14 protein-coding genes are annotated in these 12,099 nt (G+C 49.3%); 9 read left to right on the forward strand and 5 right to left on the reverse strand.

Annotated features, from left to right (window positions below):
• Positions 1-25: 25 nt before the first annotated feature.
• On the forward strand, positions 26-589 hold the full coding sequence (locus tag ACTJJJ_RS17225; protein ID WP_440702478.1) for a DUF1572 domain-containing protein: 564 nt from the start codon (positions 26-28) through the stop codon (positions 587-589).
• A gap of 12 nt (positions 590-601) precedes the next feature.
• On the opposite strand, the gene ACTJJJ_RS17230 is transcribed toward ACTJJJ_RS17225, so the two are convergent.
• Both ACTJJJ_RS17230 and ACTJJJ_RS17235 read right to left on the reverse strand, forming a co-directional pair.
• Positions 602-946 carry a hypothetical protein gene (locus ACTJJJ_RS17230; protein ID WP_440702479.1) on the reverse strand — a complete coding sequence of 115 codons (345 nt, stop codon included), beginning with the start codon at positions 944-946 and terminating at the stop codon, positions 602-604.
• A gap of 23 nt (positions 947-969) precedes the next feature.
• Positions 970-1,272, reverse strand: coding sequence for an RNA polymerase sigma factor (locus ACTJJJ_RS17235; protein ID WP_188933022.1), 303 nt, complete (start codon positions 1,270-1,272; stop codon positions 970-972).
• Between the two features lie 242 nt (positions 1,273-1,514).
• Between ACTJJJ_RS17235 and ACTJJJ_RS17240 the strand changes: the two genes are divergently transcribed.
• Positions 1,515-1,919: a DoxX family protein gene (locus ACTJJJ_RS17240; protein WP_188933020.1), complete on the forward strand. Its 405-nt coding sequence runs from the start codon at positions 1,515-1,517 to the stop codon at positions 1,917-1,919.
• Between the two features lie 59 nt (positions 1,920-1,978).
• Here ACTJJJ_RS17240 and ACTJJJ_RS17245 read toward each other — a convergent pair whose 3' ends face one another.
• Entirely contained in the window at positions 1,979-4,486 is a 2,508-nt protein-coding gene (locus ACTJJJ_RS17245; protein WP_440702480.1) for a phosphocholine-specific phospholipase C, read from the reverse strand.
• A 124-nt stretch (positions 4,487-4,610) separates the two neighbouring features.
• Here ACTJJJ_RS17245 and ACTJJJ_RS17250 point away from each other — a divergent pair, with 124 nt between their 5' ends.
• Positions 4,611-5,372 (forward strand): DNA alkylation repair protein, encoded by a 762-nt coding sequence (locus ACTJJJ_RS17250; RefSeq protein ID WP_188933017.1) that lies wholly within the window; start codon positions 4,611-4,613, stop codon positions 5,370-5,372.
• Between the two features lie 26 nt (positions 5,373-5,398).
• Here the strand turns inward: ACTJJJ_RS17250 and ACTJJJ_RS17255 are convergent, their stop codons facing one another.
• Positions 5,399-6,367: a 3-keto-disaccharide hydrolase gene (locus tag ACTJJJ_RS17255; protein ID WP_440702481.1), complete on the reverse strand. Its 969-nt coding sequence runs from the start codon at positions 6,365-6,367 to the stop codon at positions 5,399-5,401.
• A gap of 58 nt (positions 6,368-6,425) precedes the next feature.
• On the opposite strand from ACTJJJ_RS17255, the gene ACTJJJ_RS17260 reads away from it, so the two are divergent.
• From ACTJJJ_RS17260 to ACTJJJ_RS17275, 4 genes are all read left to right on the forward strand, one after another.
• Positions 6,426-6,794 (forward strand): hypothetical protein, encoded by a 369-nt coding sequence (locus ACTJJJ_RS17260; RefSeq protein ID WP_440702482.1) that lies wholly within the window; start codon positions 6,426-6,428, stop codon positions 6,792-6,794.
• Positions 6,795-6,889: 95 nt separating this feature from the next.
• Positions 6,890-7,624 (forward strand): metallophosphoesterase family protein, encoded by a 735-nt coding sequence (locus ACTJJJ_RS17265; protein ID WP_440702483.1) that lies wholly within the window; start codon positions 6,890-6,892, stop codon positions 7,622-7,624.
• 244 nt (positions 7,625-7,868) lie between these two features.
• A complete protein-coding gene (locus ACTJJJ_RS17270) occupies positions 7,869-8,708 on the forward strand; it encodes a DUF6597 domain-containing transcriptional factor (RefSeq protein ID WP_440702484.1) in 840 nt (279 codons plus the stop codon).
• Positions 8,709-8,737: 29 nt separating this feature from the next.
• Entirely contained in the window at positions 8,738-9,352 is a 615-nt protein-coding gene (locus tag ACTJJJ_RS17275; protein ID WP_426293452.1) for a c-type cytochrome, read from the forward strand.
• A gap of 9 nt (positions 9,353-9,361) precedes the next feature.
• Here the strand turns inward: ACTJJJ_RS17275 and ACTJJJ_RS17280 are convergent, their stop codons facing one another.
• Entirely contained in the window at positions 9,362-9,655 is a 294-nt protein-coding gene (locus ACTJJJ_RS17280; RefSeq protein ID WP_440702485.1) for a DUF1330 domain-containing protein, read from the reverse strand.
• A 176-nt stretch (positions 9,656-9,831) separates the two neighbouring features.
• On the opposite strand from ACTJJJ_RS17280, the gene ACTJJJ_RS17285 reads away from it, so the two are divergent.
• Positions 9,832-10,542 carry a hypothetical protein gene (locus ACTJJJ_RS17285; RefSeq protein WP_440702486.1) on the forward strand — a complete coding sequence of 237 codons (711 nt, stop codon included), beginning with the start codon at positions 9,832-9,834 and terminating at the stop codon, positions 10,540-10,542.
• Positions 10,543-10,664: 122 nt separating this feature from the next.
• Positions 10,665-12,092 (forward strand): B12-binding domain-containing radical SAM protein, encoded by a 1,428-nt coding sequence (locus tag ACTJJJ_RS17290; protein ID WP_440702487.1) that lies wholly within the window; start codon positions 10,665-10,667, stop codon positions 12,090-12,092.
• Positions 12,093-12,099 lie beyond the last annotated feature (7 nt).

Here is a 12,099-nt window from a genome sequence, read left to right on the forward strand (position 1 = left end):
ACAATCAATCCCAAATCATAAAGCTATGAGCCAGGAATACATCGACAGCGTCAGGAAGCAATTTGAATATTACAAAATGCTGGGTGAAAAGACGCTCGCGCAGCTGAGCGACGAGCAGCTTTTCTGGAAATACAATGACGAAAGCAACAGCATTGCCAGCATTGTGAAGCACTTGTGGGGCAATATGCTCTCCCGCTGGACCGATTTTCTGACGACCGACGGGGAAAAGGAGTGGCGTAACCGCGACGCTGAATTCGAAAACGATATCAATGGCCGGGACGATCTTCTTGCGAAATGGAACGAAGGTTGGAGTTGCCTTTTCAATGCGCTCGATACACTGAGCGAATCTAATTGGAATACAATTGTTTACATCCGAAACCAAGGGCACTCGGTGATAGAATCCGTTAACCGGCAGTTGGCGCATTACCCCTACCATGTGGGGCAAATCGTATTTATCGGCAAAATGGCACTGGATGAAAAATGGTCATCGCTATCCATTCCCAGAGGCAAATCGCAGAATTATAACGACGAAAAATTCGCGCAGCCCAAGACCAGAAAGCACTTTACGGACGAGTATATTAAAAAATAAGGGAGGTTTCGCTCACACTGTAAACCAGTAGACGGCCAACGCAACCAGCAATACCAGTACGACGGCGCTTATTAGCATGAAACCGCTTTTTCGATAAAATGGCAGCGGATGTTCGTTGGCGGTTTCTTCCGGTAACATGCTCCGGTGCAAACGTCCGAGCAGCCGACTGGAAACGGCCGGTTCTATTTCTTCGCTTTTTGTAAAGATTTTACCGGCTTCCGAAGTCATTACTTCATCAAAAACCCATTTCCCGGCTGGGGTTTGCAGGTGTCTGAGCAGCTCATCCTGCTCGTGACCATCGCATTGGTTCGAGATGTATTTGTAAACGAGGTTCCTGATATGAATTTCTTTATCCATTTATCTGGCCCGGTTCGGATTGATCACAATTGCAACATAGCCTGACTTTTACTTGCGCGTGTGAGCGTATGTAAAATGTGGCTTTTGCAGATTTTGAGCAGGTAACATTTCAGGGAAGATTCATTATTCAGTCCATCGCGGTTTTCCCACAATTTCAGGAACACATCGTGTACGGCTTCTTCGGCATGTTCTGTGGATTTCAAAAACCGTAGTGCAAAGCGGAACAAATAGGCGTGATATGTTTCGTACACCCTTGTAAATGAGGGGATGTCGCCATTGCGGATACTTGCTGCAAGGATGTGATCCTGCATGATCGGTTCTTTCATATTTCAGTTTCTGCGGGCTACGTTTGAATTTGAGTTATAAGCAAGTTACTAATAATTTCTACTTTTTGTAACCTAAAACGCAATACAAACGCTTCAATTGCGCCTGATAGAGCGTAGAACATTTTGCTGGTGGCGCAAACGCCCCCCAACAATGCCGTATTTACACAGCGCCCATCCTTTTGGTACCCATTAGTTTTGTATCAACCAATCAGTCACAAAAACTATATAAACCAAAAGAAATCATGGAAGCTACATTTGTTACCCCAGGCGCAAAATCTCGTACCGACAAAGCCGCTCTCGTTGGTAAAATCATCAGCGCATTGTGCATTCTGTTCCTGCTATTTGATGCCGTTGGGAAAGTGATCAAGGAATCACATCATGTCGAAGGTTCGGCCGCACTGGGCTGGCCTGTGGACCAGGTACAAAGCATCGGGATCGCATTGCTCATTTCGACGATCCTTTACATTATCCCGCGCACATCCATTCTGGGAGCTATTCTGATTACCGGTTACCTCGGGGGAGCGATTGCGGTCATGGTACGTGCCGGGCAGCCGTTGTATTTCGCCTCGGTGTTTGGTGTGCTGGTGTGGGCGGGATTGTATTTGCGTAATGAGAAGGTGCGTGCGTTAATTCCATTCACCAAATAACAGTCAGATTACATTTCATCAACCGCATTGGCAGGCCGGGAACAGGATCGTTCCCGGCCTTACACAACGCCTCCCATCAACGGATCGGTTTTCGTAACGGCACCGGTTTCGACATGTCCTGCAAACCGCTCTTCATAACCCTCATGCCCTTTCACTTTCACGCTGAAATCGTACCATTGGAATGATTTGCCCAAATCCATCACAAGCGAAGCCTTGCCGCCAACAGCGAATGTCTTGTTCTTGGCAGCGGTTTTATAGCTGTTGTCTTCGATGACTACGCTATGCGGCTTCGAATCCAGGTTTTCGATCCTCACGAGCACATTACCCGTTGGTTTCGAAGATTTTACCTCATGTTCGCAACTTACTTTCAGTTTCGGATTGGAGGCCCCTCCGATGAATTCGCGGTAAAAGCCGTTAGGCCCGTATACGCGCATATGGTAGGTGTTGTTTTCAAAATCGGTGAGTTGGAATTCGTCCGTAAGTGTATCGCCGGCCGCTACGCTGTAATCCCAGGAGCGGAGTGTTTCGTTGCGGTAGGGCCGCATGGCATATACGCGGAAGGGGATACCGCTCGATTTGGCTCCGAAAAGCTGGTTGCCTGCCTTGAAAGACAATTGAAGCGTATTGCCGGATTTGCCTGTTTGTGCATTCACAAATGGCTCATAAGGCAATGCACAGGCCGGGCGCACGCCTTTTTCCTGAGTTGGGAATAGCGGCGAGTTTGTGCGGTCCTTGTTAAGATCCGCAAGTTCCGTAGTCCCGAGCTTTTTGAAATTTTCCGGAGCTTGCTTGAACTGGGCCTGGTGAATGCTTTCGATAAATGGTTTTTGCTGCAGGAAAACCGGCTTCTCGATTTTTTCGCCATTATAGGGCCGGAAGACCGAGGTCAGGTCGCCGCAAATCGTCCGGCGCCATTGCGTAATATTCTCTTCATACACGTTTTTGTTAAATTTCTTTTGAAGGAAATTTTCCAGGAATTGCAGCGAAGAAGTATGGTCAAACACCTCTGAATTGACATAACCACCTCTTGACCAGGGCGAAGCTATGATCATCGGTACGCGGTAGCCCAGGCCGATTGAACCTTCACGGATACTAGCGGGATTGGCGGAAGGATTCGTTTGCTGGTCGGCCAATGCGAAATCCATTTTCGGGTCGATGCCTGCGGATACTTTTCCTGTGTTCTCTTTATAAGGATTTGGAACTGTAAATGGGGGCAAATGATCGAAATACCCGTCATTCTCATCATAAGTCACAATGAAAATCGTCTTTTTCCAAACCTCGGGATTTTGTAGCAAAATCTCCATCGCCTCGCTCACATACCAGGGGCCAAACCAGGGCTCGCCGGGGTGATCCGAGAAGCGTGCGGGCGACATCAGCCACGAAACCGTCGGTAATGTGCCGTTTTTAACATCCTCGCGGAACTGATGGAAAATATCGCCTTTGGGAACATTCAGAGTCCGGTCCGTGCCATTATCGGAGTACTGCATAGCCGTCAGTTCATGGAAGTGCGGGTCGCTGATGTTGGTTGTAAAGGCCTTGTCATTCAGTTTTTTGTCTTTGCCCGAAAGGTTTGCCAGCGTATCCTTATTGAACTTCGTTTGCGCTGTTTCGATGTTTTTCAATAGCCTTTTTGCAGCTTCGGCTCTTGTCGCTGCCCGCGGGTCGGTTGCCGATTCCTTTTCAAGATCGGAAATTGTCTGCACGACGGTCTGCCTTTTATTTTCGAGATTGGCGATCCCGCCTTCGTGGAACCGCACGTTGTAAGCTTTGAAATATTCCAGAACATTGGTACCAAAGTTGCTCAGCCACTCGCTTTCCTCGCCTTTGAGACCGTAACCCATTGTGAGCTCATTCTGGTAAACCTTCCAGCTGACGCCGTTTTCTTCCAGACGTTCCGGGTATGTTTTCCAGGTGAGTTCGGGATACTCGTAATTGCTGATATTCCACAAATGCGCAATGCCGGAAGGCTCGTTTTTCTCGCGGACGGTGCCGGTCATCCAATAATAGCGGTTGGGATGCGTGCCGGTAATGCTCGAACAGAAGTTATGATCGCAGACGGTGAATGCGTCGGCAAGGGAGTAGTAGAACGGGAAATCGTTACGGTCGCAATAGCCCATTGTGAGCGGGATGTGCGCATACTGCTTGTTGCGAGGTGCTTTTACGTCGAGCCAGCGGTCGTATTTGCCATTGTTCATGGCGTCGGTTTGGTCGGTCCAGCCGTGGGGAATGGAGCCCATCCAGGCGACCTTCGTGTCTTTTACATTGAGGCGGAAAGGGCCGTAGGTTTCACCGGCCTTGTTGGTTTGGAACCAAACCTTGTTTTTATCGGGGAGCTCGATCGCGCGCGGGTCGTTGAAGCCTCGTACGCCCTGCAACATGCCCAGCTGGTGATCGAACGAGCGGTTTTCCTGCATGAGGAATACGATATGCTCGGCATCGTAAAATGTACTGCCTGGTGCAGGGTCGATGGCCAGGGCCTTTTGTATCACGGGCGGGAGTGTATTTGCCATGGCGCCCGTACCCGCGAGCAGGGCAGCTTTTCTAAGGAAATCTCTTCTTGAATCCATGAATGCTGGTGAGTTTAGGACGTCAAAATTATCGCGGGGGGCTTTACCGGCTGTTACCCGTGGGTTATCATTTGATCATTTTTATATCACTATATTTGGAAAAAGCACTTATTACAACAGTTCTATGGCAGCCATTGAATTAATTAAGGAAAAGCCACTGAATCCGACGGCCCGGCAATTTGTGGAGCACATCGAAAAATTCCGCTCACCGGTCGAAGCGATGAAACTCATGCGCTACTTCAAAACCGGGGAAGGGCAATATGGGGAGGGTGATGTGTTTATGGGTGTGCGCATGGGGCAGATTTTCGAAATGGCGAAAGCTTACATTGATATGCCCCTGGAAGAGCTGGAACTGTTGCTGCAAAGCCCCATCCATGAGATCCGAACAGGGGCGCTGAGTATTATCGATAAGCAGGCCAGAAATAAAAAGACGACGCTTGATCAGCGGAAACTGCTTTATGAGTTCTATTTGCGAAATACGCACAGGATCAACAATTGGGATCTGGTCGATATCTGTGCGCCGCATGTGGTAGGCGGGTATTTGTACATTTCAGGCAAGCCGCGGGATGTGCTTTTTGAATTGGCCGCTTCCGACAGCATCTGGGAACGCCGGACGGCGATTGTTGCTACCGGGTATTTCATCCGAAAAGGGGATATTGAAGATACTTTCCGGATCGCCGAGCTGCTTTTAGATAATAAGGAAGACCTCATTCACAAAGCCACCGGCTGGATGCTGCGCAGCGCCGGGCAGATCAACCGGCCGCAGTTGCAGAAATTTCTGGATAAATATGCCGCTACCATGCCCCGGACCTTGCTGCGGTACTCGATTGAGCATTTCGATAAACCTTTGCGCAGCCATTATATGGGGTTGAAAAGGGCAGGGTAGCGGCCTTTTAAGCGATTGCTAATCGGTTATTTCGCGGGTGTGATCACGATGTTGCGGTATTCCACCGGGCCGTGGTCGCCCTGGATGTAGAGCGGGCCGGCTTCGCCTTCGTTGCTGTCCAATGCGCCGCCGGTAATGCCTGGGATCTCCTGGTTGCTGATCACCGTTTTGCCGTTCGCGACGAGTGTAAGCATTCTGCCCACCAACGTAATGTCGAATGTGTTCCATTCGCCGGCTTCTTTGGCTACCATTTCGCTCGGGGTAATGAAACCGTAGATTGCGCCCATCTGGTCGAGCGCGGGTTCCATGCCTTTGCCGTCGGTGATCTGCACTTCGTAACGGCCGCGCAGGTACACGCCGCTGTTGCTGCCTTTCGGAATCCGGAACTCGATATGCAGTTTGAAATCGCCGAATTTCTGGTCTGTAACCAGGTTAACACCGGACTTAGGGCTGCGGAGGATACCATTTTCTGCGATCCACTGGTTTTCGCCGGTCGCGTGCCATCCTTTAATCTCATTCCCAGCTGTCAGTTTGATTGGCGCCCCCCATGCAGGTGTGGCTTTCCCGCGCAATGCCGGGGCGCGCACGCCTTTGTAGCTGTAAGTTTTGCCGTCGGGCGTGGTCAATGATCCGGTAATGGCATCCCCGGACACCGTGCCTTCTACTTTGAGATCGCTCTCGCCGCGTTCCCATTGTGGCGGGATTGCGAAATCGAATTTGCCTTCGTTAAAATGTACCACGGAAATAGGGCGGGCACTGCCCGAGAAGCCGGTAAACTGGCCTACGAGCGTTTTGGTACCCGAATGGCGCACTTCCAGCCAGGATGGCAGCGTCTTGCCGTTTGCATCCACGCTAATGTCCCAGCGGCCTTCGAGAGAGGAAGCGAGGGGAGCGGTGTCGGCTTTTGTAGAAAAGGTTGCCATCAGCAGGGCACCCGCCGAAAGCATTAAGTTCCGGGAAGTCCGGTACAGGTTGGTTTGGAATAATTTCTTCATAAATTTTTTAGGTATTAAAGGGTGTGAAAGTTAGAGATAAAAATCAATTGTTGCTCGCGTGAACGCAAAGCAATCATTCGAAAATATTTTACTGGTTTTACTGATTGTGTCCTCGTTTTTGCCCGGCCCACCGAACCGGCTGGTTGTCGGACTGTCGGCACTGGCGCAGTCTGCGGCATTTTTTGGGGTGGTATTAGCGCCGGAGGGGGCTGCTTTGGTTGCTTATGGATTTCCGGGATCGTACGAAAGGGGTAGGAACGCACCGACGTGTGCTGGGATCGCAGCCTCGTCGCTTGTGGGGCTGTTTTGCCATTATGTATGGAAGGGTGTCCGCATGTTGGAGGCGCGATCGAGTCCTTTCGTAAAAGGCGCTTACGCGAGTTTCGCTACAAATCGCGAGGATAGGCGCTATTACTGGTGCGATTAGAGGGCACCACAATATTGGCACCGTCCGAATCGCCCAATTGGATCAGTTATTGCAGCGATTTTCTGCGTAATTTGAAAAGAAACAAACTAGCGGCTATGAAACGGATTGCGCAGATAACGGATATTCATTTAATGGAAGAGTGGTCGGCGAAACATGGCTCGGATACCGACACCAACCTGAAACTGATCTTGCAGGACGTAGGCGCGCGCGGGATCAGGGAAGTGATTTTTACCGGCGATATCGGTCATTCCGACGCGTATCAGCGCTTTTTTGCATTGCTTAAAGATTTTGACTTTACAGTCATACCCGGTAACCACGACCAGTTTGCCGATATCCGGCTGCATTATCTTCCGGAATACCTGAAAACAAAAAGTGAAATGTTCCATGCTACCGAGGATGAACGTTTCAAATACATTTTCCTCGATTCTTCGTCGGATTCAATCAGTGAAATGCAACTGCAATGGCTGGAAAATGAACTGGTTACCACTAAGCATGTGCTGCTTTTTATTCACCACCCTGTGTTGCAGGTTCTCACGGCAGTTGATTTTAAATATCCATTACTCAATCGTGAGGCGGTGAAAAATGTCCTCGTACGCAGCGGGCGCGAGATCACAGTTTTCAGCGGGCATTATCATACCGATGATTTTACCAAAGAAGAAAATATTACGCAATACGTAAGCCCCGCGGCGTCGGTACAAATGGAGAAGAATCCGTTGGAGATTGTAATTCACAGCCGGTATTACGGCTACCGCATTATAGAGCTCGAAGGCAGGAAAGTCAGTACGCACGTGGTGCTGAACCACGGGAAAGGGTTTGACGTGGTCGATTGAGGCAAAAGACCCCGATCCTGAAATCCTGGCCTTTCCATTCACCCATAGCTGCGTTGCTCTCACATGCCTTCGCGAGCGATGATTGGCGCTCGTAGGGCATTTTTATCGCCGCTTACTAACTCAAATACCCAGTAATATCCTCATTTTTAAGTAATTAAGTTTTAGATGTCGCTTTTTTACAATACACGCTTTCAGAATAACCCTAGTTTTGTAGCGTCAATACAAAAAGCCCTTTTCGCGAACGATGAACTCAGGTTATCAGGAATTTAAACCATCTGCCGAATTACAGCAATATGTGGAGTGCTACTGGTTGCACCGCTTCGAAACGGTGGGCGAGCATGAGTCGCCGGTGCAGCGCTGCATGCCGTTTGGGACGTTGGAGCTTATTCTTCATCTGGATGATAATCGTTGCGATGCGTTTTTTAACGGACAATGGGAAAAGTTGCCGCCTGCGTTTCTCGTAGGATTGTATCGCGACGCCGTGCAATGGAAAACAGTAGGCTCGTGCAGGAAATTCGGGATACGGTTGCGGCCGGAAAGCGCGATGGAACTGTTCAATGTGCCGATAGCACCGCTGTTTAACCAGTTCACCGACGTCGAAAGCTATTTCGGAAAAGAAATAAACCGGCTTGTCGACAACGTATATGGGCTACGGGACATAGGTGAGGTTGTGCGCATTACGGAAGCGTTCCTGCTCGGGCTTTTGAAAAATGCGCATTCAAAACAACTCCACATTTCAGAAGCCACGCGGCTGATCCGTCAAACGCAGGGCCGGTTGTCGATCGATGCTTTGAGTGAAAATTTGTACATCGGCAAAAGGCAGCTGGAAAGGATTTTTAAAGGCCATTACGGCACCACGCCCAAAATGTATCAGCGCATTATCCGGTTCAGGAACGCCTACGAATCATTTCGCGGCATGTCTTCCACGCCGAATTGGGCCGACGTTTCGTATAAATTCGGCTATTCCGACCAGGCACATTTTATCCGCGATTTCAAGGAATTTACCCGGGAAGTGCCGACCAGCATATTCCTGGATCAATATCAATATTTCAGGTTACCCGAAAAGCAAGTGAGGTTCGCCTGATCCGGTTTTAAACTTTAAATCTATTCACCATGAAACTTGTTTACCTGGCTGCTTCGGCCGCCGTATGGTCTATTTGTGCCTTTACAAAGCAATCCGAAGCGCCCAAAGGCGTTACGTTTACCTCGTCGGAAACCAGCACCAAGCACGAAAGCGTCGTTGTCGCGTCGAAAGACGACGCCGTGAAAAGGGGAGAGTACCTTGTTACGATTATGGGTTGTGCGGATTGCCACGCGCCCAAAAAAATGACACCGAAAGGCCCTGCGCCGGATATGGACCGTTTTCTATCGGGGCACAACAGCACCCAGCCGCTGGGCACGTTTGATAAAAGCATCCTCAAAACGGGAGAATGGGTGGTTTTCAACGGGCAGAGCACTGCATTTGCAGGGCCATGGGGTATGTCGTTTGCTGCCAATCTGACGCCCGATGAAACGGGAATTGGCAACTGGTCGTTCGAGCAGTTCAACACCGCTATGCGCAAAGGGAAGTTCAAAGGACTCGAAAACAGCCGTCCGCTCATGCCACCGATGCCGTGGTTCAACTACGTAAATATGGCCGACGACGATATGCGGGCCATTTTTGCCTATCTGAAATCCATCAAACCGGTTTCAAATGTGGTACCATCGTACATTCCGCCGGCTCCCTGAACTGCGTTGCTACTGTTTTACGGTCATTACTTTCAGGACTGAATCTTCTTTCAGATAGAGATACTGCTCGCGGGTCTGGTCGGTCATGTATGCGGCCAGATCCGCCTCCGATTCGAAACTGACCAAATGCACTTCATAAGGCGCCTCGAGTTCGCCTTCGATCAACTGCTCCGGGCCTGTACGCAGCCTCAGGAGCAGTTTTCCGTTATATTGAGGTATCAGTGGCAGTACCAGCGACTCAAATTGCTGAAAGATTTCCGCCTTACCTTCTTTGACATAAACAAATTGTGTGATCGTTACCATGGTTGTCGGTTTGTTTTGTGCCCCAATCTCGAAAAGAATTTACATTCGCTGCAACTTTACTACTTAAAGCATCCTCTTTGAAACAAATTGATGGCCATCAATATAAGGAATGGGATAGCTCTTCCCATTGAGTGCTTTTTGTGTTTTTTCAAAAAATATTCCACCCCTTGATAGCCATGAAAACGAAAAGAATCCATTTTGCTATTTTGCTGGCACCCGCCCTCTGGCTCGCCAGCTTTGTGTCCGCCGACGCGCAGTCCGCCGACGCGCAGTCCGCCGACGCGCAGTCCGCAGACGTGCAAGCTTACGTAGAATCCGATAAAGGTTACTGGCAGGTTCACACCGACCCGAATTCCCGCAACACCGTGGTACAATTCTTCGACGGCGATAACAATTTGTTGTACCAGGAATCGATGGCGCGAAAGTATGTTAAGCTGACGAAGCGGAATGTACGGCTTTTTGACAACCTGCTGGCGAAATTGATGGCTCGCGAATTGTTGTCTGAAAAAGTGAAGGCGTACGATATCGTAGCCGATAGCCGGACAGATTACCGAGGCTCGTCAGAGCCGGAATGCTTGGCGCCGGGCGCGGCGCCGAGCGTAAACTTGAAAACGGCCATGTCGAATGTGTATGTTGTGCAAAAAGGAAAAATGAAGGTGATTCTTAAAAACCCTGCACAGGAAAACTACGATATCCGCATTGTCGACAGCGAATTACGCACAATTTATCACGAGCAGGTCAAGGACATGGCTTACGGGCGTTGGTTCGACATGTCGAAGCTTGGGCAGGGCTCTTATAGCGTGCATATCAACAGTCCGAGAAAGAAATTGAATTATAAACTCATCATCGATGATTACCTCGGTTATCGGCTGGAAGATTTGAAATGATGTTTTAGTCAGGTTTGTGAATAGTAAATGGCCTTCGGTTTTTCCGGGGCCATTTTTTTGTTTGATTCAAAATTTTCATTTTACTTTGCAATACAAAGTACTTTTAAAATTAAGAAGTAGGTATGAAAGTCAAGATGATCCTGCCGGCATTAACCGAAGCTGAGAGCCCGTTGTGGAGGCCAATCAAGTACTCCTTATTTCCGCCGCTGGGGCTTGCTACGCTGGCCGCTTACCTGTCGCCGGAGGATGAAATCGACCTGCAAGACCAGCACGTGGAGACGTTGCTGGTCGACGACGTGCCCGATTTGGTGGTGATACAGGTTTACATTACCAATGCGTTTCGGGCATACGACATAGCCGATCAATACAGGCGGAAGGGCTGCTATGTTATTTTGGGAGGCTTGCATGTAACCTCGCTTCCGTACGAGGCGATGCCGCACGCCGACAGTATTTTTATTGGCCCGGGCGAGGATACGTTTCCGCGCTTTCTGGCTGATTTTAAAAACCGCATGCCTCAGAAAATCTATACTTCCACGATTCGTACTTTGGCGGGCATACCGCCCATTCGCAGAGACCTGATCAAGCGCCATCTTTACCTGGTACCCAATTCCATTGTTGTAACTAGGGGTTGCCCGCATCATTGCAGTTTTTGTTACAAAGACGCGTTTTTCGAAGGAGGAAAAACTTTTTACACGCAGCTGGTTGATGACGCCCTCGCGGAGATCGACCGTCTGCCGGGGAGGCATTTGTATTTTCTGGACGATCATTTGCTGGGCAATGCGAAGTTCGCGGAATCGCTTTTTGAGGGAATGCGGGGAATGAACCGCGTGTTTCAGGGAGCCTCGACGGTGGATGCCATATTAAGAGGTAATTTGATCGAAAAGGCGGCGGATGCGGGTTTGAGGAGTCTTTTTGTAGGTTTTGAAACTTTCTCGCCCGAAAATTTGAAGCAAAGCAACAAAAAACAAAATCTGGAAAAGGATTATGCGAAGGCTGTGAACCGATTGCATTCACTGGGGATTATGATCAACGGCAGCTTTGTCTTTGGTTTGGACGAAGACGATAACGACGTGTTCAAACGAACGGTTGACTGGGGCGTGAAGCACGGCATTACTACTTCGACTTATCACATATTGACACCGTATCCGGGTACGGAATTGTACAAAAACATGGAGGCAGGCGGCCGGATACTGACCCGCGACTGGGATCGGTACGATACCCGGCATGTAGTATATAAAACAATGGGGCTTAGCGCCGGGGCATTGGAGGAAGGCTACTGGTGGGCCTATGATGCATTTTACAGTTGGAGGAATATCGTCAAATCAAGCTTGCACCACGACTCGGTGAAGCATATTGCCAAACATTTTTTATACTCGGGTGGCTGGAAAAAATTTGAACCGCTTTGGAATTTTATCATTAAAACAGGGGGATTAAATGCTATGCTACCGTTGTTGGAATCTATCTTATCGAAGGTCAAAACGTTTAATAGCGGGGAAAGAGAACCAAACTATCCCGAAGTAACCAAGTCTGAACCGCTGATCCTGAACTGAAATGCGT

Source organism: Dyadobacter sp. 22481, assembly GCF_052044875.1.
GTDB classification, from domain to species: domain Bacteria; phylum Bacteroidota; class Bacteroidia; order Cytophagales; family Spirosomataceae; genus Dyadobacter; species Dyadobacter endophyticus.